This window comes from Mesoplasma sp. JKS002658, assembly GCF_023566355.1.
Taxonomy (GTDB): Bacteria; Bacillota_I; Bacilli_A; order Mycoplasmatales; family Mycoplasmataceae; genus Edwardiiplasma; species Edwardiiplasma whartonense.
In genome coordinates this window covers 381,217-402,995 of sequence record NZ_JAKNSW010000001.1, presented here as the reverse complement: position 1 = coordinate 402,995, position 21,779 = coordinate 381,217, and the positions used below count along the sequence as shown (strand labels likewise).

General features: G+C 30.6%; 14 protein-coding genes. All 14 read left to right on the top strand.

Features of this window, described 5'->3' with window-relative positions; genetic code table 4:
- Positions 1 to 224: 224 nt before the first annotated feature.
- Positions 225 to 5,474 carry an ABC transporter permease gene (locus LD125_RS01835; RefSeq protein ID WP_250137396.1) on the top strand — a complete coding sequence of 1,750 codons (5,250 nt, stop codon included), beginning with the start codon at positions 225 to 227 and terminating at the stop codon, positions 5,472 to 5,474.
- 258 nt (positions 5,475 to 5,732) lie between these two features.
- A complete protein-coding gene (locus tag LD125_RS03930) occupies positions 5,733 to 7,703 on the top strand; it encodes a lipoprotein (protein ID WP_250137397.1) in 1,971 nt (656 codons plus the stop codon).
- Between the two features lie 43 nt (positions 7,704 to 7,746).
- Positions 7,747 to 8,469, top strand: coding sequence for a hypothetical protein (locus LD125_RS01825; protein ID WP_250136499.1), 723 nt, complete (start codon positions 7,747 to 7,749; stop codon positions 8,467 to 8,469).
- 51 nt (positions 8,470 to 8,520) lie between these two features.
- A complete protein-coding gene (locus LD125_RS01820; protein ID WP_250137398.1) occupies positions 8,521 to 10,323 on the top strand; it encodes an ABC transporter permease in 1,803 nt (600 codons plus the stop codon).
- 39 nt (positions 10,324 to 10,362) lie between these two features.
- The gene (locus LD125_RS01815; RefSeq protein ID WP_250136501.1) at positions 10,363 to 11,862 is read left to right on the top strand and encodes an ATP-binding cassette domain-containing protein; all 1,500 of its coding nucleotides are present in this window, start codon (positions 10,363 to 10,365) and stop codon (positions 11,860 to 11,862) included.
- A gap of 124 nt (positions 11,863 to 11,986) precedes the next feature.
- Positions 11,987 to 12,556: a DJ-1 family glyoxalase III gene (locus LD125_RS01810; RefSeq protein WP_250136502.1), complete on the top strand. Its 570-nt coding sequence runs from the start codon at positions 11,987 to 11,989 to the stop codon at positions 12,554 to 12,556.
- Between the two features lie 55 nt (positions 12,557 to 12,611).
- Entirely contained in the window at positions 12,612 to 14,408 is a 1,797-nt protein-coding gene (locus LD125_RS03925; RefSeq protein WP_250136503.1) for a cysteine peptidase family C39 domain-containing protein, read from the top strand.
- Between the two features lies 1 nt (position 14,409).
- Positions 14,410 to 14,742: a hypothetical protein gene (locus tag LD125_RS01800; protein WP_250136504.1), complete on the top strand. Its 333-nt coding sequence runs from the start codon at positions 14,410 to 14,412 to the stop codon at positions 14,740 to 14,742.
- Between the two features lie 24 nt (positions 14,743 to 14,766).
- Positions 14,767 to 15,258 carry an rRNA maturation RNase YbeY gene (ybeY, locus tag LD125_RS01795; RefSeq protein WP_250136505.1) on the top strand — a complete coding sequence of 164 codons (492 nt, stop codon included), beginning with the start codon at positions 14,767 to 14,769 and terminating at the stop codon, positions 15,256 to 15,258.
- A gap of 9 nt (positions 15,259 to 15,267) precedes the next feature.
- Entirely contained in the window at positions 15,268 to 16,176 is a 909-nt protein-coding gene (gene era, locus LD125_RS01790; protein WP_250136506.1) for a GTPase Era, read from the top strand.
- Positions 16,177 to 16,179: 3 nt separating this feature from the next.
- Positions 16,180 to 16,950 carry a DNA repair protein RecO gene (recO, locus tag LD125_RS01785; RefSeq protein WP_250137399.1) on the top strand — a complete coding sequence of 257 codons (771 nt, stop codon included), beginning with the start codon at positions 16,180 to 16,182 and terminating at the stop codon, positions 16,948 to 16,950.
- Positions 16,951 to 17,050: 100 nt separating this feature from the next.
- Positions 17,051 to 18,415, top strand: a complete 1,365-nt coding sequence (locus tag LD125_RS01780) for a glycine--tRNA ligase (protein WP_250137400.1) — start codon at positions 17,051 to 17,053, stop codon at positions 18,413 to 18,415.
- A gap of 11 nt (positions 18,416 to 18,426) precedes the next feature.
- Positions 18,427 to 20,331: a DNA primase gene (dnaG, locus tag LD125_RS01775; RefSeq protein ID WP_250137401.1), complete on the top strand. Its 1,905-nt coding sequence runs from the start codon at positions 18,427 to 18,429 to the stop codon at positions 20,329 to 20,331.
- A gap of 22 nt (positions 20,332 to 20,353) precedes the next feature.
- A complete protein-coding gene (locus tag LD125_RS01770) occupies positions 20,354 to 21,778 on the top strand; it encodes a sigma-70 family RNA polymerase sigma factor (RefSeq protein WP_250136510.1) in 1,425 nt (474 codons plus the stop codon).
- Position 21,779 lies beyond the last annotated feature (1 nt).

The following is a 21,779-nucleotide window of genomic DNA, read 5'->3' as shown; positions in this document are numbered from 1 at the left end:
CCCTATCTTTTTTAAAACTACTATCCAAGGTGACTTAATAGTTAATCATTAATTGATATTTTAACATAGAATAAATGACAAAACCAAGCAAATAACCACTTATATGTTTATACCATTTCTCTTAAATTTCAGTTATCATTCCTATAATAAGTGTTAAAATAAATGAGTTAAGTTATAAGGTTAGAAGAACTTGAAGATAACGAAATGAAAAAGAAGAGGATATAATGGATAAATTTTCGAATTTCTTTTTGATGCTAAAGCAAGGTATCAAAGGTGTCTTTCATTTCCGAGTTCAATTTCTGATTATTTTAATCTTAAGTTTTATTGCTACTTTTATTCTTTCAGTTTCTCTTTCAACCCAACGTCGGATGAATAGTTCTTATGACCAGATTGTCAAGAAGGTTCCTCGATTTGATTTCCAAGGAAATATCCAACTAAAAGGTTCATCGAATCGTGGAGATGATGTTTTTTTAGTCAGTAACCTTTTAGATAATGCTGATTATTTAAGTTTAGAAGACTATCAAACTGATTTAAATGGTGAACAAGTGCTTAGTAATCAAGATAGAGCTTACACTTATAACTATGTTTTTGCTGATAGTAGTGGTGTTTATGCTAATCATCAAAACTTTTTTACTCTTTTAACTAGTAGTTCAACTTTTCAAAACCTTTTTATTCAAGCCAATCTTTATCAAAGTCCCACGATTAATGGATTAGAGACCACAAGTGATGTGGATGGATGATATCAGGTTTATCAAGCTTTATTTATTGAATTGTTTACCGAATTAACCACTTTAAGTCAGGGTGGTGATTTGGGTGTTAACACCTTACTCTATTCAGTAGTAGGAAGATATACTGTTCAATATCCAGACTGGTTTTCTACTTATTTAACCTATGATGAGAATAAGCAAATTATTGGGTGAAATTCTGAACTTGACACCCAAATAACAAGTGTTGATGACGCTGCGATTTTTAATAGCGTTCAAACGGGATTAATTAAGATTGTTACTTGAATGAAACAAGCAGTTGATACCTTTCTGATAGCTCCTTTAACTTCAGTTCAACAAGCACAAGTAACTTTTAGTGATGTTTTTGCCTTCTTGTTTGGTGTCAAACTTACCAATACTTCTGGTTTGTTAAATGATAATTGAATTGTTGGTGCTGATAATCCTGCTTATGATATTTATGTTTCTAACCAGAATAACACCCCGTTAAATGATTTTGTTTTTGTGAATAACGATTCAACCAATCCTAACTTGACGACTGCTTTACATACCTCTGGTTTTAAAGGAATTTTAAACCCAATTATCTATACAAAGCGAGGAAATACTACTGCGATTAGTTTTAGTGAGTTAAACCCACTCAACTTTTTCACTGGATTATTATTAACAGCAAGTGGACAGTCACTATTTGATAAAATTACAGTTTTTGATAATTTTCACCAAGTTTATAATTTTACCCAAGCGTTAATTAAAAGAGCCTTTGTTATTCAAGAAGATGACGGTTTTTATCATCCAGAACAAGGTCTACCAATTCGTTCAACTCTTTATTATGCTTACCAATTAATGACCGCCAGAGCTAGTGGTTTTGATTTGAAGATTCGTAGAGAAGCAACTTTTTTTGATGCTACTCACCAAGTAAAGTACCGAGGAATTATTCTTAATCCGTATGAAAATTACAATATCACAGTTTTAAATGGTCGTATTCCTGCACCAGTGCAAGAGCTTGGAATTTCAGAACAATTTGCTCGGAAACAAAAGATTAGCATTGGAAATGTGATTAAGGCTGGGGACGCACTTTATAGTGTTGCAGGATTAATGACTGATGCCTTTTCTTTTGTGCCTTCTCAAGATCTTCTCAATCCAGTTCCTAATCCTAAGGTTTCTGCTTTTGCTTATGGAAGTGAGTTAACTTTGCAAGCAATGATGGAAGGGACAAAGACAAATTCTTCTTCAAAAGATTCGATGTCACAAAATTACACCTATTTTTTATGAAATCAACATCAAGAATCAACCTTTGAACAAGACCAGAGAAAGATTTTATTTCTTTCTTCCATGCAAGATCAAAAGCAAAATTTAAAAAATGACTTTGCTAACGTTAAAAATTATGTTCATCAAGAAAAGCAAAGCTTAGTTGCTGGAGTTGAGACTGAAGAAATCTTAAAAGATTTTAACCATTCTAACTTTAGATATTCTTGAACCCTTGAACCGTTGGTGTTTAAAATCTATTCTGCAATTACTTATACAGCCGCACTAATTATTGCTTTAATTGCAATTATTGCTTTAGTGGTTTGTGTTCGTAAAACAATTGATTTAAACTCAAAACAAATTGGAATTTTAAAGGCTTTGGGAGAATCTCCGGCCCAAATTTCAGTTTCTTATATTTCCTATTCGATTATCATTCTTGCAGTTATTATTCCTTTGGCTTGGATTAGTGGTATCGTGTTGCAAATTCCTTTTGCAAATATGTTTTTAACTTATTTCAGTGCTCAACCTTACCAAATTTTATGAGATTGAATTTCAATTGTGATTGCAATTTCTGCTTTGGGGTTATTATCTGGAGTCATTGCTTTTGTTTCAGCCTACAAGTTAACAAACCGACCAGTAATTAAGATTTTAGGTTCATCAGTTAAGTGAGGTCATTCCTTCTTCTTAGATTGGTTTAAAAGTTGAAACAAAAAAGCAAAATTCAGTAGCAGATTTTCTTTAACTTTAGCAAGTTCTGGATCAACTCAAATTCGGTTAATGGTCTTCGTGGTCTTAATCACTTCACTGTTAATGACTTTTGGTTTAGCAATTCCTTCAGTAGCAATTAGTACTAATAATACCTATTATAAATCAACTAAATATGCTAATGCTTATACTCAAGTACCTCTAACTGCCAATGCTCCTCAATCAAAGAATGTGATTTCGTTTTGAGAAGGACAAGACTATTTAGATAGTGACTATATTGACGGGAAATTACCCTTAGATAATAGTGGGAATACTTATGGGTATTATGATAATGTGGAAAATTATTCTAGTACGATTTCTAATTCAAATGTCGTTGTTCCTTATCTTTATGATGGGACTAACGTCCAAAATACCTACGCTTATATTATTAAGAACAGTACCCAGTTATTGCCAATTATGAGTGCTTTGTTTGGAAATAACTTTTATGTTGATACAGGTCAAGGATTTTCTGTAGGAATGATTGATAAGCTTTTTGGTACGGTGTTGCATTCATATAGTAATATAAACCAAAGTATTGACTCATCACAAAACATTACTTGGACTGATGCAGATAAGATTTTGTTTGCCCAAAACTTTTCTAACTGGTTAACTAGTTCGATTCCTAACATTATTGGAGCGATTCTTGGAGGAACTGGTACTGGTAATGACCGAGGAGATACTGTTGGGGGAGAAACTTGAAAAGATGATGTGATGAATGTTATCTATAAGGCAATTCCTTCTTATGTTAAAGCATACGTGCAACGCTCGGCTTCTCGTCAAGATCAATACGCAATTTCTTATCAAAATGATTTATATGCTCCAGGAATTGATACTTACACAACCCTAGTTGATGGTCAAGCCAGTGCTAAAAGCATTACTTTAACTGGTTTAGATGAAGTTCAAAACGGAATTGTTATTGATCAAAGTACAAAGGATAAAGCTTATTTACCCCAAGTGGTTAAACAACAAGTTTATGATGTGTTAAACAATAAAGTTGCAAACACAGATATTAAGTATAAGAACGTTCAAATTTATAATAAGGCTACTAACACTTTGACTTTACCAATGGTTATTAATAATCAAGCAGCATCTTCTTATGGTTTGACTAACACCAAGACTTTAACTGATTGAACTAATAATGCTCAAAAGATTAACTTTTTAAGTACTCAGGGTTATAAAGAACTCCCTAAACAAGCCTGGGTTTATGATGACACTGATTATGTTGATATTAGTAAAACTAAAGTTAGTGATTCGCAGTTTTATGCTGATGTGAATAGTGATCGTTATGAAACTACTGCTGATGGTAAATACTATTTAGATCCTTACAGTTTAGATAACAACAAGTTTACCTTGAAGGTGCAATACGATTTAACTGATGGTTCTTTACGCCCTTCATCATATTTATTTAACGATTGAAAGTATAATTCTACTACCATGCGTCCAATTGGAAGCTATATCCGTCCTTATTATGTTTTTAAAGACTTAAAAATGATGATTCCTTTAAATGCGATTGCTGATATCGATAATTTCTTGTATCCAAACGGACCTCAAACCAAGGATGAAAATCCTAATGATAGTTGATATGATGATAGTTTTGCAGCAACTAATGTACCTACTTCAGTTAAAGCTGCTTATGCTGCTCAAGGGTTTGATAGTGATGTTTTAAACGGAAAGTGATTAGTGATTAATCCTTATGATATTAGTTATTATGATCCAGAAATCTATGCTAATTCTTTAAACGGTGCGGAATTGACCAACCTGTTAATTGGACCAAGTTACTGGTATCGTTGGGTTACTTCAGGAGCCCGTCCACCCCTATTAATGGTGCGTGATACCCAAACTTATCCAAACAAAACCATTAAAATTAACTTCCAAACTGTAGGAAAAATTGAGTCTTATAACGATAAGTTGGTAGTGATTGATTCTGATCTTGCAAATACTTTATTAGGTTATTCTACAGCAAGAACGTACCAGTACAACTATCAAATCTTTGATCCTGATACTTTAGTTCCTGCTAATACCCGAGCCAAAGATAATAGTATTTCTATTTTTAACCGGTATAACCTACTTAACTTAGAACCACTTATCGATTCTGATGCAACACCAAATCTTTGGTTGCCAACCAGTTATAAACTGACTAGTGATGCTTTTGATTATGCTCCCCATATGTGATATAACGCAAAGCTTTCAAACTTTGATGAACCAATTAACTTTACTTCTCAAATTTCATTTACTCGTCCTGACCGATGGGGACAATTCTCAATTAAGTTGGGAGGAAGTACGGGAGCTGAGATTTCAATTATTGCTGATTCGCAACTTTTAAGTGAATCAAAGGCATTAATTAAGCAAGTGTCAATGTTAGCGATTGCGATTGGAGCCTTGTTGATAGCAGCGCTTATAATTACTGCTTCGTTGTTAATTATGCTAACTGGAGACATTTATATTGCTCAATACATGCGGTTTATGGTGCTCTTAAAGGCGTTAGGATATTCTAACTTTCAAATTATTACCTATACTTTTGGAACGGTGACAATTTTAAGTGTTATTGCTTGAATTGGGGGCACGATCATTGGTTGAGGACTCATTTTTATTGGCGTGCATATTTTAGGAACTCGTGGATTGGCGCTGCCTGTGGGAATTACGTGATGACCAATTATTATTTCTTTTGTGGTGATGCTCATGTCTTATTTAGGTTCATTAGGATTATCATCTCATAAAGCGCGTAGAGAAAGTCCAAGTGTGATTTTGACTGAAACTGCCGAATAGTGTGATAAACAAGTTTAAATTAAAATAATCAAACAACCCTCCTTTTTTTATAAAGATAGGATGGGTTGTTTTTTAAACATTGTTCGTGGAAATGGTGATAGCCTTTGATTAATTAATATTGATAATGACTTATTTTTGCAATTTTTGAATTAAAACTTTGAGTTAAGAATCTTGGCATTTTTAAAGTTAATTTCCCTCTTTTATTAAAAAATCACATATAATCTCTTTGAATAAGTATAAATATGAAGGAAGATAAAGATGAAAAAGTTATTAAGTTTTTTAGCTGTTCTTGGGTTGACAACAACTGCGGTTACTAGTGTTATTGCTTGTACTGACAAATCTAAAGACCCAATTCCAGGTCCAGGTGATGGAAACACAAATGGTGATTACAGTGATTCACTAAAGATGTATCAAGATACTATTAACACTATTTTTAGTAGTGTTATGCAAAAAAGTGCCAGCAAATTGGTGATGCAAGTTGATATGGCAAATCCTGATCAGAATGAAAGTGGTTACCAGTTTCTTAATTATGAAGTTTTAAAAGAATATTTAAAGCGAGGTGAAACAGAAATATCTTTTGCAAAAGATTCACCAGAATTATCGGGATTTCAAACTGACTTGTACAGTTTATATCCTGATGATTCTTGAAACCAAGGAATCACTACTAAGATCAAAAATAATGATAGTCTTCAAAATTTGATTCCAAAAGATGGTAATGTTTTAGGAACTTATCAAGTTGATGATCTTGTGATTAATATCAGTCAAAATCCCAGTGATTCTAATGATTTTGCCATTAGCGTAAAATCTCATTTTAAACGTTTTTTTAATTATTTAGCTGAGGATGGCAAAACTGCTCAAAGTTTTGATTCTTCACAATATTTAAATGCAATAATTACTAGTAATGACCGAATTGTTAAGGTTATTCAAACAGTGCAAGATGAATTACCAACTAAGTTGATTTCAGTACCAAATGCTGAGGGAGGAACGCAGTTTAAGTATTCAGAATTAAAAGGTGCGAATGAAAAGTTAAAGGCTTATGGCTATATTGATGATACTGTTGTCAATGCGATTAACAATAAAGACGAAATTAATGGTAAAGTGTATAACAATATTTTTTCTTATACCCAAACAACTCTTCGAAGAATGTTTGAAAGTGATGATGCAACAGTGGAAATATCTGGGGATTTAGCTGATTCTGGCACTTTTAGTACTATTGGTTCTTATTTAGGGGATGATGCTTATACAAATAGTAAGTTTGTTTCGGATATTACAAATAATCAGTTTATGAATAAATTGATTTTTAAAACTAAAGATGAAAGTGAATATTTAGATGAAGATACTGCAGTTAGCGATATGCGTCAAATCTTTACCACGATTGGTAGTCCTACTTTTGGAAATTCATTAAAAACTTTTTTAAAGCAAAATGGTGCTGATCAAACCCAAATAGATTCTTTAGCAAACACTGCTTATTCCTATGGTTATTTCAATTTAGATAATATCACCATTAAGATTTCTGAAGATTATCCTGCAATTACGGTTCCTAGAATCTCAGTTCCTTGAGTTTATGAAGCTAATTTAGCTTATGGTAATAATCGAGAAACTAATTTTTTAGGTGCATATTATGATGCTTTAAAAGTTGTTAACACGCACACAGTTCAATTAAATGCTTTAGATAAAGTTAATGAAGTTTTATTTCAGACAACAGATTCGTTTAAAGAAGCATTTTTAGGTGATTTGATTTTGAAAGGAATTAATGATACTTCAAATGGTACCTTAGGAGTATCAATCGCTCAAATCAATGATTGATTTAACCAAAATCCCGAATCATCCGCCATTACTTTAGGGATATCTTCTTATAAGACAAATTATTTTACTTTTTCTGCAGTAGAAGACGAAATTAATCAGGATCCTTTTTATCAATTTGAAGGATATCATACATTTGTTCAAAACCCCTTATTAAATAATCTTGATTCACTTGTAATTAGAAAAACACGTAGTGGAAAAATTGGACTTGGTTATGCAAATGTAGTTACTGGTTATGGTTGAGTAAATACTTTTGATTGAAAACAAAATATTGGTAATGCTAGAATGAATTTTTATTTTCCCTTTGGATTTTATGAAGATTCAGTACCTTGGCATGATTCTAGCGAACCAATTTCTGAGTTAACAAAACTGAAAGATGGGCTTAAGAGTAGTGTTGATGATTTCTTGCTTTGAGAATTAAATTAATAAACGATTAATCGAGGCGAAGTTAAGGGAAGGAACAATTTAAATGAGGGCAATCATCGAGAAAAAAACAACAATAAATCATCATGTCATTTTTCCTGGAGTTTTTTTCATCAATTCTGTTTTAAAGAAAATTCGTACAGGTTATATTGACAAAACCTCACCAATTTTTAATAAACAGATTAATGACTTTTTAGTTTTGTATTTTAATAAAAAAAGAGATAAAACAGAAAAGGTTTTGTTCAATAAAGAACACCTTTCTTTTTTTCTTGATTTGATTGAAAAACATCAGTTTCAAAATTCTTTGAAAAACAATTTTTCAAAAATTTCTGCAAACTTGCCGAAGAAGAAAACATCAGCAGTTGATTATAATCGAATTTTAGAAACGAACTTTGATTGGTTCTTGTATTTAAACTTAAAGTCATTGTTTCCTAAATCTTCTTTAGACCAACAACAAAGAATCGAAGAAAATTTTTTCTTATTTAATTTAGAGTTTTATGACAAAAAATTCTTTGATATCTTAAATTTCTTTGTTTTAGCTGATTATCGTAATAATTTTTCAATTTCTTTACCTATTGTTTATAAATCTGATTTTCAATTTTCTTTAAAAAGTTTTAACGCTAATCAAAAAGCATATTTAACTAAACTAGTTCATGAAATTGAATTTTTAAAGTTAAACTCAAATAACGCGACATGAGAACAATTGTTAGATCTTAATTTAACTTATGCACATGAATTTTATAAAGAAGTGTTTTTAAAACATTTTTAAAAACAAAAAAAGGATTTAACAGATCAATAACAGAGGGTGAGGATGAATAAGATGTTAAAACTGATTGACAAAATGAAAGAAGATTTAGTTACTAGAACAAAAACAAAGGAAAAAAGAATTTCGTTTACGGCCTTATTTTTCTATTTTTTTAAATTAATTATTTTTGATAAAGCTTTTATTGTTTTATCGTTTTTGTTTTTGCTATTAACAGCAGTTTTTTTAGGGTTGGTAATCAGTAGTACAAACAAGATTTCTTTGTCAAACTGGTTCGTGCTTTTCCAATTAGTCTTTTTAGTTATTCTAATTTCTCGTTTGGCTATTTATTTTTTAAACACCAAGATTAAAGACCAAACTTTAACGCTTATTGTTCAACAAAGAACATCAAGAAGTAAAATTTTTCTTGCGATTTTTGCTTCAATTATGGTTGTTTTAATTGTCCTTTTGTTACTTGGGAATGGGCTTTTATTTTTAACAAATTTAAGTAGTTGAGAAGTTTCACGGTATTTCTTAATTGTTTTAGGTGTTCTGGTTGCTTCAGCCTTCTTTTTAACAGGATTTATTTTCATGATTACCTTAGTCTTTAAATATCACATTGTTTCAATTATTATTTCTTTTTTAATTTTGGCACTGTTTATTTGTAGTGTTCCCCAACAAATTTTTAACCAGCAGTTAGATTCAGTTGGACTAACCTTTAAGAATGATTTTTCTTCGGTTAAATATTCTGGAACCGAGATTAACCAAACCTTATCATTTAACAACAACGTTAATCAAAAACAGATTAAATTTCCCCATCTAAGTAAATATTTAAACGATTTTTATGTCAATCAAGGTTACACCTTAGAAACTTATGATAATCCTAATGCTGTTAAAGATCGTCTACAATTTTGAGATGATTTAGGGATAATTAACCAAACACCAGTTGATGAAAACCTTTATCAGTTAGAGATTGCCAACATTCGCCTTGTTAGTGGTTTAAAAAACTTAAGTGCTGGAGATCAGGTGGATGTTTCTTTAAGTTTTTCAAATACTTTTAAAAGCCTTGATGAAATTAAAGAAATTTATGTCAATACTAAAGATTCTGAAAAGAAAGCAATTTTAAAGGATTTAATTGATTTTTTTGAACTTTATCATCAAAGTTGAAAAGATTATAAAAAAATTGATGATACTCAAGTCTATACCAGTCTTTGAAATTTAAAATATGATCTTTTTGGTACGTATGCTAATGAGCAAATCACTAATAATGCGTATATCTTAAAAACTGGTGATGTCCAAACCAATAAACAAACTATTAATAAAGATCTTTTCACTGCTTATTTTTTAGCAAACTATTATTCAGGTTCCCGAAATGATAGTTTGTATTTTAAAAACGATTTACAATATAAAAAGCTGATTGCTGATTTTTCTCAAGTAGCTTATTCAGAACTGTTTATACGGACTTTAGAAAATTACTTTATTTATCAGACATCAAAATATGTTGTGATGACAACTTGAGCTGTTGTTACTGATGATAGTTATCAAAAATACTTAAAAAATTATAAAAATTACAATTTATTTTTGAATTTAATCCCTCCTATGAATACTAGTTTAGTTTTAACTACGATGGCTGGTAAGGAATGAGATAAATTCTGGTTTGATATTCGTAATTTGTCAACAATTTCTTTTGAAACCCAAAATAACCTTTTCTTTATCTATGATCGTTATAATCCGATTTTTGCTAATAGCACAGATTCACAAGTTCCTAATATTAGGTTAAAAGAGACATATAAAGGTTATTACATTGGTTTAGAAGTGTTTTTTTTAGTGATTAATTTAGGAATTAGTATCTTTGTATTTTCTCGCAAGGATTTCCAATAGTTTAATTAAAAAACTGCAAAGAGGGGTGAGGAAGTAATAATGATTATGAATAAAGTTAGAGAAAAGCAACAAAATGAAGATAATGCGATGATTGTTTTAAAAGGTTATGAAAAAAGGTTTGGTTCAGTTCGCATTAAACAAAAAATTGGACCAATTGATTTCGAGATTCCTAAAAATAAATGTACTTTAATCTTAGGAGCAAGTGGATCAGGGAAGAGTGTTATTTTAAATTCAATTCTAGGAACTTATATCCGTTATCGGGGAAAAATTTTTATTGATGGAGTTGATCGAAAAGCAATTGATCGAACTTCGGTCAATGATCAAATTGGTTCTTATTCACAAATGGATTTTTTATCAACTGATATTGCTTTGGGAAAATATTTATTTCAATTGGCAAGTGTTTTTGGGATTAAGGCAAAAGAAGCAAAAACTCGCATTGAAGAATTAATGAAGTTCACAGATTTATATAAAGAACGAAATAAAAAAGTCTCAAGTTTTTCTTGAGGGATGAAAAACAGGGTTAATTTTATTATTTCAGTTTTAAAATATCCCAAATTGTTATTATTAGATGAACCAGGAGCTAATCTTGACTCGGGATGAAGAAAAAAAATTATCAACTTCTTAAAAGAATATAAGAAAAATTCGACCATTGTTCTTGTGGTTCACAACATTAGTGAAGCTATCGATTTAGCAGACCACATTATTTTATTAGATCAGGGTCGCGTGATTTTTAATGATAGTATTGAGTATTTTAAACTAATTTATCGCAGTCAAGTTTATTTTCAATCAGTCTTATCAGATGAAGTTTATGCTAATTTAGTATCGGAATTACTTAATCACGAAATTAAAGTTTATGAATATCAAAAAGAAGAAAATTACCTTGTTTTAGGAATGGAAGATAGGTTTAAAAAGAATATTAATATCTTTTTTGAAATTTGTGAAAAATATAAAATTGAAATTAAAGATTTAATTAATTTACCAATGGATTTTGATTCAATTACTTTTTCTTTGGGTCAATCTACTATCAATAAAGAAATTGATTTTTACTTTAAAGAATTTAAAAAAGCGCGAACAAGTAATTCGGTTAACCTTTTAAGAATTCTAAAAAATAAAAAGTTAGAAATTTATGATAACTCGATTTTTAATAATGAGTTAGAACCAACTCAAGAAGAAATAGAAGAGTTGATAAAAATTAATGAACTATTAATGGGTTTATCGTATGGCAATATGAATGAGCGACAATTATTTGTTGAACTTTTTGAAAGTGTTAAGAACTGTCTTTTTGGCAGTAAAAAAACCCGACAATTTTCAATAAATCTAGATCGTGCCTTAAAAATGAGTTTTTTAACTGTTCATGAGTATATGATTGTTTCTTTAGCGCTTAAAGTTGCTAAAGATGCTATTGTTTTAAATGATGATGTGAAAGAAATTCTTGCTAAAATTGAAAAACATAAATATTCGAACAAAATTAAATTTTTAAATAAGAAATTCTTAAAAAACAAGTTTTTTGTTGATTTAGTAGCAAAGTTAGTTTGATAATTTGAAACGATTAATTTATTAAGCACCACTTTTTACTCATTATTTTTTACTTGATAAGTTTAATTTGGACTTATTTTTTTCTGTGTTAAAAAGCATATAATCAGGATAACAAGGAGAAGATACAATGAAAACTTATTTAGCGATGATGGTTGGTAACAACTTTGAAGAAATTGAGATGGTTGCAAGTGTTGATGTTTTGCGAAGAGCAGGCATTAAGGTTGATATTGTGAGTTTGTACAATCAAGCCACTCTTATTGGTGCTCACCAAATTAAGATTTTACCAGATTTAAATTTTGCTGAATTTGATTCTAATCAGTATGACGGGATTTTAATTCCAGGAGGAAAAGGTGTTGAAAGTGGTGAAAAACCTTTGCTAACATCTGATGTTTTAGTTGAACTAGTTCAAGTCTTTAATCAAGAACAAAAACTGGTTGGAGCGATTTGTGCTGCTCCCCAAGTTTTGGGAAAAGCTGGGATTCTCACTAAGAAAAAGATTACCCATTTTCCTGGTTCAGACCAGTTTTTAACTGATGCTATCAGTGATCTTAACCAAGCTGCGATTGTTGATAAAAACATTATCACTGGTTCAAGTGCTGGGGGAGCAATTCAGTTTGCTTTGAAAGTAGTTGAATATTTTCAAGGTCCAGAGAAAAAAGAAGCACTAGCTCAACAATTAGTGATGAATTACCGTTAGTTGAAAAAAACAGAGATTCTTCTCTTATTCTTTAATAGGGAGGAAAAATATCCTGGTGAAATTAGTTCAACAACTTGATATCAATGATTGTGGTATGGCTTGTGCTTTAATGATTTTGCATCACTTTTCTAAAACAACGATGGATTTAGGAGAATTTAAAGTTAAGCATCATTATGCTCGTAATGAGTTAAGTTTTTATGAACTTGAAAAACTTTTAAATAGTTATCAACTTTTAGTGGAAGGTTATTATCTGGAAAGTTTTGATGATTTAAATGAATTGTTCTTTCCAGTACTAGTGGATATAAGAAAGCCTGGTGGTGAAAATCACTATGTAGTTTTAGAAAAACAAAGTTTGCAAAAGTTTTTAGTCTTTGATCCAGATTGTACCAAAGTTCAGGTAATTAGTCTTAAAACTTTAAAACAGATGATGAATGGAAATGTTTTAGTTTTTCAAAACCAAAAGAGTACTCCGATTGTTACTAATCATTTTAAGTTTGGTTGAAGAATTGCTTTGCAGCTTTTAAGTCGGAATTGATTGAACTATTTATTGTTAAATCTTTTTGACTTTTTAGCTACTTTAAGTTTGCTTTTTAGTAGCATGTTTATCAAAATAATGATTACAAACTATTTTTTCTTTACTTGAAAACAAGTAGTAAAGGTTGCGTTTGTCATTGGATGCTTGATTTTGGGATGGATGGCGTTATCTGGATTAAGTTTGTGATTGAAAAAAAGTTTAATAAAAAAGGATGCACAAGAATATGTTGATTATCTTTCTATGTATGCTCAAAGTCTTCAAGTTTGGCTGCAAACAAATCATCATGACTTTATCTTTAATCAAATTCAACGAAATTTAAATTTTAGAAAAGCACTTAATCAACTCTTTGCAACGATGTTTGCTTTGGTTGGTTTTGCGATTTTTATTAGCTATGTTTTAATTACTTTTTCAAAAATGTTTTTCTTTAGTTCTTGTTTATTAATCTTTTTAATGATGATTGTTAAAGGAATAAAAGTAAAACATTTTTATAGTATTTCAACTTCTGAACAGTTTTTTAACCATCATTCTCAAGTTTTAATCAAGACAATCATTCGTGATTATGGAACAATCATCAATAAAACTAATCTTAAAAAATATTATGCAACAAAGAGAGTTGAAAACAAAAAGTTAATTCAATCTTCTAGTTGGTTGTTACTTTTCAATACTTTAGAAAAATTGGTTATTTTAGGGTTTTATGTCTTAATGTTTTTGACTTTGAATTTTCAGGTTTTGAATTTAACAAGTTTCTTAATTTTTATCAACATTATTTTAGTCTATAACGTACAAATTGATCGTTTTTTAGATTTAATTTGGTTGGTAAAAATTTCGCAACCTTCAACGATGATTTTTCACCCTGTTTTTTCAATTAATCGTGAAGAAGTAGTAATCACTTTTAATCATCAACAGGTTAACGACCATCATTTAACTATTGCTGATCTTGAAAAACAATATTTGTTAATTGATTATCAACCCCTAAAAGTTTGACTGACAACTAATCAAATTTATCAGACTAATCAAGCAATCTTAGCTAACGAGTTGACAAGTAATAATTTATTTAATTTTGGTTCTAGTTCAAATTTAAGACTTTTTCAAACAATGAAAATGCAAGGCTATTTGGAAAAATATGCGATTGATTTAACCACAAACACTGATTATTTAAACTCTCAACAAAGACAACTATTAACAATCTTGAGTGTTTGTTTTTGTGAGCAAAAAATTATTTTAATAGAAAAAATTACTTTAGATGAGTATTCAGAAATTAAACAACAATTGATTGAAAATTTAAAGGATAAAATCTTGATTTTTGTGGAGGATTAGCATGAAGAAGTGGTGGTGTTTAATCTTTTTAGGATTAATTGTTGGAATAGTTTTAGTGGTTTTGACCACATTGCGGATTAATCTTTATCAGGTCTTGGAATCAGAAATTATTAACCAAATTGGTTATGTGAAATGTTCTCATGTTTTAAGTGAAGTTTATTGTAATAATCATCAAAACATTAAGGTTTATCACCACTTAGTTTATTTGGAAAATAATGTTTATGAAATTCAAAACGAGACTTTTTTAATCGAAAAACCAAAACCAATTTTTTATTATCAATACGGAAAAATGACTTATTTGGCTTATTTTTTTAAGGTAGTTTTTCATATATAATTAAGACCAGAAAAGTGTGAGTAAATGAGTGAAATTTCTTTTTTAAATAAAACTAGTATTGCAATGATGGAGTGAGAAAAACTGTATCAAGAACTCTTAGTAACGGGAATTAAAATTTTAGGTTTAAAAGATAATTTGACTTTAGCAGTAATTTGAGTTGTTAAGTCAGAGGCTTTGTTGATTAACCAAAAGTATCGAAAAGAAGAGTATGTACCTGATGTAATTTCTTTTCCTTTAACAATGAGTGCTGATGTAGAAATGGTTGTTGATGAACATGAACTAGGCGATTTGTTTGTTTGTTATGAAGTTGCTCAACAAAAAGCAATAAAGTACCATCATAAACTTAGAGAAGAAATGGCTTTTTTATTCGTTCACGGATTTTTGCATTTATTGGGTTATGATCATGAAAAAAGTTCTGCTCAAGAGGAGCAAATGTTTTTGCTTCAAGCCGAAATTTTAAAAGCTGCAGGGATTAATTATGAAGTTATTTACGATGAGGAAAGTTATTTAGCATAGGAGTTAAAGATGAGTGAGAAGAAGTTTAAATCTGGTTTTGTAAGTGTGATTGGTCGACCAAATGTTGGCAAGTCAAGTTTAATTAACGAACTAATTGGTCATAAAGTTTCGATTGTGACCAATAAACCTCAAACTACTAGAAATAATATCCGTGGCATTTTGAATGTTCCTGGTGAGTATCAAATTGTTTTTGTTGATACTCCAGGGTTTCATACAGCGAAAGATGGTATTGATAAGTTAATGAATAGCAGTGCTTTTCAGAGTCTTAAAGATACTGATATAATCCTTTTTTTAGCACCCGTGGATGAAAAAATTGGGAAAAATGATCTTTATATTTTAGAGCAATTAAAAAAACAAACAAACATTCCCCAGTTTTTAGTTTTAACCAAAGCAGATTTACTTCCAAAAGAAGCCTTGATTCAAAAAGTAACTGAATGAAAAAAACTCTTTAATCCTGATGAAACAATTTTAATTTCCAGCACTACTCGCAAGAACATTGATACCTTATTAGAACTGATTTTGCGTGACTTGCCAAATGATTTTGCCTTTTTTGCTCCTGATCAAATCACTGATCAACCTAACCGGTTTTATATTAAAGAATTAATTCGCGAGCAAGTATTGTTAAAAACCGGACAAGAAGTGCCTCATAGTGTTGCAGTTTTGGTTGATGAACTTGAAGATGATGGGGAGTTGATGCAAATTAGGGCTACCATTTTTGTAGAACGCGATTCGCAAAAAGGGATTTTAATCGGAAAAAATGGTAAGAAGATTCAAGATATTAAGTACAAGGTAAAAAAAGAATTAGTCACAATTTATCAAAAAGAGGTCGAACTGCAACTGCGGGTAAAAGTTGAACGAGATTGAAAAAAATCTGCCTCATTGATTAAAAAGATGGGTTATGACAAAAACAAGTATTAGTTGGTGAGTAATTTGAAAACGATTGAAGGCTTTGTGTTAAAAAAACTTGATTATGAAGATTATGATGAAATCATTACTGTTTTTTGTAAAGAATACGGGTTAATTAGTTTTTATGCTCCAGGCGTTAGAAGAATAACTAGTAAAAATAAAACTGCTCTTCAGCTTTTCACTGCTGCAAATTTTGAGATTTTTAAATCACCAACTAACCGTTTGTCAAAGTTGAAAAAAGCGCATTTAATTGAAACTCATGCTAGGATTGCTGATGCCTATTTTAATTACTTGTTAGCATCAGCAATTACTACAGTAAGCTTAAGTTTTTTTCGGGATGGTGAAAAAAGTTATGAATATTATCAATTATTAAAATTTATTTTCACAAAATTAGACCAGCACAACTTTTTATTAAAAAACTTTGCTATCTATTTGTATCGCAGTTTAAAATACAACAATTCGTTATGAGATTTAATTCATTGTGCTTATTGTCAAAAAAAACTCAGCCATCCTCGGTTTTTGAGTTTGTTTGATTATGGGGTTGTTTGTGATCAAGATTTTGCTCTCATGGTAAATCAAGACAAAGTCCTTCAGGCTCCAGAATTCATTGTGCTTTTAAACCAAATTGCTACTTTACCAATTGAGGAATTTGATGATATTCAATTAGATATTAAAACCGCAATTTTATTTATCAACGTGAACTTGGAATATTATGAAAACATTTTGGGAGTAAGTAGTGCTGCGTTTTATCAAATTAAAATGCAACCATTTCTTCAGGTTTGGTAAAACACTTATTGTGGGTTGACAAAAACGGTTATGGAGCATAATATCACAGTAGTTATTTTCAAAAGGATTAAACAGTTAATTAATAGATTACGGGGGATGTATGGTTAAAAAAATGGAGGAACTAATTAGTTTTTTAAAAACTAATGGTTTTGTTTTTCAAGGTTCAGAGATTTATGGAGGCCTTGCAAACAGTTGGGATTATGGTCCTTTGGGAGCACAAATCAAGTTGAACCTTAAAAACCTGTGGTGAGATTTCTTTATAAAATCTAATCCTTATAATGTTGGTTTAGACAGCTCAATTCTTTTGAATAATAAAGTTTGAAAAGCCTCTGGACATATTGATGGTTTTAACGATCCTCTGGTTGATTGCAAAAATTGTCAAAGTCGCTGACGTGCAGATAAATTGATTGAAGAAAAGTTTCCTGAAGTTAATGCTGCTAAGATGAGTTATCAGGAATTAGAAGACTTTTTAAAAACTAAGGAAATTAAATGTCCTAAATGCGGAAAGACTGATTTTACTCCGATTAGAAATTTTGGTTTAATGTTTAAAACGCAACAAGGGGTTTTAGAAGATGAAAATAGTGTTGTTTATCTTCGTCCAGAAACTGCTCAAGGGATTTTTATCAACTTTAAAAACGTCCAACGTTCATTGCGAAAAAAACTTCCGTTTGGAATTGGACAAATGGGAAAATCGTTCCGAAATGAAATTACTCCAGGGAACTTTATCTTCCGTACTCGTGAATTTGAACAAATGGAATTAGAGTTCTTTTTTGCTCCTGATGATCAAACAGACTGATTTGCGTATTGAATGACAATGGTAAAAAAATTCCTTGTTGAAGTGTTACAACTTGATGAATCTAATTTTCGGTTCCGTGCTCATGACCAAACAGAGTTAGCTCATTATTCAACTCAAACTGTTGATGTCGAGTTTGATTTTCCTTTTGGATGAGGTGAGTTGTGAGGAATTGCTAATCGAGGTAATTTTGATTTGACCCAACATATTCAAAATTCTGCTGCTGATTTGACTTATCTTGACCCAACAACTAATCAAAAAATTATTCCCTATGTAATTGAACCAAGTGTAGGTTTAGAACGTTTGCTACTTGCGATTTTTTGCCAGTTTTATGTGATTGAAGAGTTAAAGGATGGAACTAGTCGGGAAGTTTTAAAACTTCCTCGTGCACTTGCTCCCTACTTGGTTTCAGTGATGCCTTTGCAAAAAAACTTAGCGCAACCATCCCAAAAGATTTATGCTGATTTATTAGCATCAGGTATTAATGCTACTTATGATGAAACTGGTAATGTTGGTAAGCGTTATCGTCGTCAAGATGCAATTGGAACTCCTTTTGTGATTACTTATGATTACGACTCAGAAACTGATCAAAAAGTCACACTTAGAGATCGCGATACAATGGAACAAACCAGGGTCAAAATTAACGACTTGGTTGATTATTTAAAACGATAGGTTGTGAATAAATGGCAAGAATTTCTGAAAATAAAATTCAAGAAGTTTTAACAAAAACAAATATTGTGGAAGAAGTTTCTAAGTACACTAATTTGCACAAACAAGGTCGAAATTATGTTGGTTTATGTTTGTTTCATGCTGATCAAACTCCATCAATGATTGTTTCGCCTGATAAGAAGATTTTTAAGTGTTTTTCTTGTGGGGTTGGGGGTAATATTATTCAGTTTGTTGAAAAAATTAATAACCTTGTTTTTCCTTTAGCAGTAATTAAACTTGCTAAAGAATATGGAATTGATTTAGGTAATGTTGACGACTACATTCCTAAAGACCCTTATAGTAGCGAACAAAAATTACTGTTTAAAATTAACGAAGATGCTACGAATTACTATCAAGCTGTTTTGTATAACAAGGTAGGGATTATGGCAAGAAATTATCTTGACCAACGTCAAATTGATCGTGATCAGGTTGGTCAATGACAGATTGGTTTTGCTTATGAAAATAATTTGATGCAACATCTACTTGGTTTAGGTTATGCTGAGGGTGAAATTGTGAAAGCTGGACTAGCGACCACTAATCAAGCTAGTCAAAAAACTTATGACTATTTCCAAAACCGAATAACTTTTCCAGTTAAAAATAAAGATGGTTATGTTATTGGATTTAGTGCCCGAGTTCTTGATCAAGAAAAACCAAAATATTTAAATACCCGGGAAACATTAATTTTTAAGAAGTCAGAGGTAATGTTTAACATTGATTATGTCTTAAAAAATAAAGAACGTTTTGCTAATATTATTGTTTTAGAAGGGTTTATGGATGTCATTAGTCTAACTAAGGTTGGTTATCCAAATTGTTTGGCATTAATGGGGACTAATTTAAGTGCTTTTCAGATTAACATTCTTAAACAGTTGAAAAAACCAATTAAGTTGTTTTTAGATGGGGATGGCCCTGGAATTAATGCGATGTACAAAATTGCTAAATTATTGATTAATAATGACTTAGAGTTTTCAATTGTTGATAATTTAACTGCAATGGATCCAGATGAATTAGTGCAAACAAATCAAGTTGAAGCTTTAAAAAAAATGGTTGATCATTCTATTAATGTGTATGAATTTTTTCTAGAAAAATTTACCTTAAATGAAGTGATTAATGTTGATAAAAAAACAACAATTATTGAACAAATCTTTGCTCTATTAAAATATGAAAAAAATCTGCTGGTAGTGGATGGTGTTTTTGACCAATTAAGTAATAAACTAAATATTAGTAAGGAAATTTTAATAAATAGTTTTAAGCAAAAACAAAGTCAAAATTTGCAAAAAAAGGTTACCAATTGGTCATCACCTCAAATTTTAAATGATAACAATCAATTTTCACTAAAGCCAAAAACTCGTAAAGAAGATATGAAGTTAAAAGTTTTGATTGCTCTTTTACAATCAAAAGACTATCTCACAGAAATTAAAGATAATCTTGTTTATCTGGCTGGTGCTGATCAACATAGTTATTATTTTCAACAAGTATGTAACACCTTGATCAATTACTATTTAGAGGATAAGTATCAAGGTAATGATTTAGAACGTTTTTTTAGTTTATTGAGTGCTGAAAAATCCAAACTTTTACAAACTAGTGTTGCCCAATTAAAAATGATTTTAAATCAACCCTTAGCAAAAGAAAATTTTAAAATGCACTTATCAAGCAAAGGATTAGAAGACATTATTTGACAAGCAAAGTTTGACCAATTAAGTCAAGAAATTAGCGATGGTAATGATGAATTAAAAGCCTTGGAATTACAAGTTGATCAAAACAATTTTGATCCTGATAAAGTACGTGTTTTGAGTGGAGAAAAATCAAAAAAACAAAAAGAACTTTTGATTTTACTTAAGCAAAAAAGTGAATTAATTGCGTTGAAAAATGCAAAGAAATAAAAGTGGAAAGAAGCGACTAACAATGGCTGGAAGACAAAAAAAATTAAATAATAAAGCAAGATTAAAAAACATCAAAACAATTCCTCAATTTATGAATTATGTTGATGAACATATTAAAGAAACTAATAATGAATTAGAACAACAAGATTTATTAGATGCCTTAAATCAAGCTTTGATTGGAATCACTGATGATGAAGTAAATGAAGTTTTAGAGACCCTAAATAGTCGAGATGTTGTTTTTACTGATATAAACTATGCTGATGAGGATGAGCAAGGTGATGATCTTGATGAAGAATTAGACTTAGATTCATTAGATGATGAGGAAGTCGATGAAGATGATGACGAGGATGGTCAAGAGAAAAAACCTAAGAAAACCAGAAAGCAAACTATCGGGTTGCGAATTGGTGGAATTTCTAATGAAACTAAAATCCAAGATATCATTAAAGCCTACTTTAATAAAATTGGAAATTCGAGCATTTTAAGCAAAAAAGAAGAAATTGAATATGCAAAAATGTTGGAATCAAAAGATCCTGAAGAAATCAGAGAAGGAAGAGAAAAGTTAATCACCTCTAACTTAAGATTAGTGATTTCTGTAGCAAGAAAACACTTAAATCGTGGTCTTGATTTTGCCGATTTAATTGAAGAAGGAAACGTGGGGTTGATGAAGGCGGTTGATAAATTTGATTACACGAAGGGGTTTAAGTTTTCTACTTATGCAACTTGATGAATTCGTCAAGCAATTACTCGTGCGATTGCTGATCAAGCCAGAACAATTCGAATTCCTGTCCATATGGTAGAAACTATCAACAAATTAACTCGGATTGAACGTTCGTTGACTCAAGAATTGGGTCGAGAAGTAACTGCTCAAGAAATTGCTGATAAAGTTGGTGGGGGAATGACTGCTGATAAAGTAACTGATATTAAGAAGTTATCAATTGAACCAGTTTCATTAGAAAAGCCATTTGGTGATGAAGATGATACTCATTTTGGAGATTTTGTTGAAGATAAAGATATGGTTTCTCCTGATGACTATGCTGAAAAACAATCATTAAGAGAAGTCATTGATGATCTTTTTGTAGAAGTTCTAGCTCCAAGAGAAGAAAAGGTTATTCGTATGCGTTTTGGAATTATTCCAACTAAACTTAGAACAATTATTCGTCTGGCTGTTGAATGTGAAGATGAGGAATTAGAAACGTTAAGAACAGTTGTAAGAGAATTGGATTTACACTTTGACACGCCAATTGAAAAAATTCGTGATATTGAAAATCCGATTTTACAAGAACAACTTAACAAATATGATTCGCCTAAAACACTTGAAGAAGTGGGCAAGGAATTGAAGGTTACTAGAGAAAGAATTCGGCAAATCGAGGCCAAAACTATTCGCAAATTTAAACCCAATGCGAATAATCCCAAGACTAAAGTTTTGCGCGAATTTTTTAAAGGTTAAT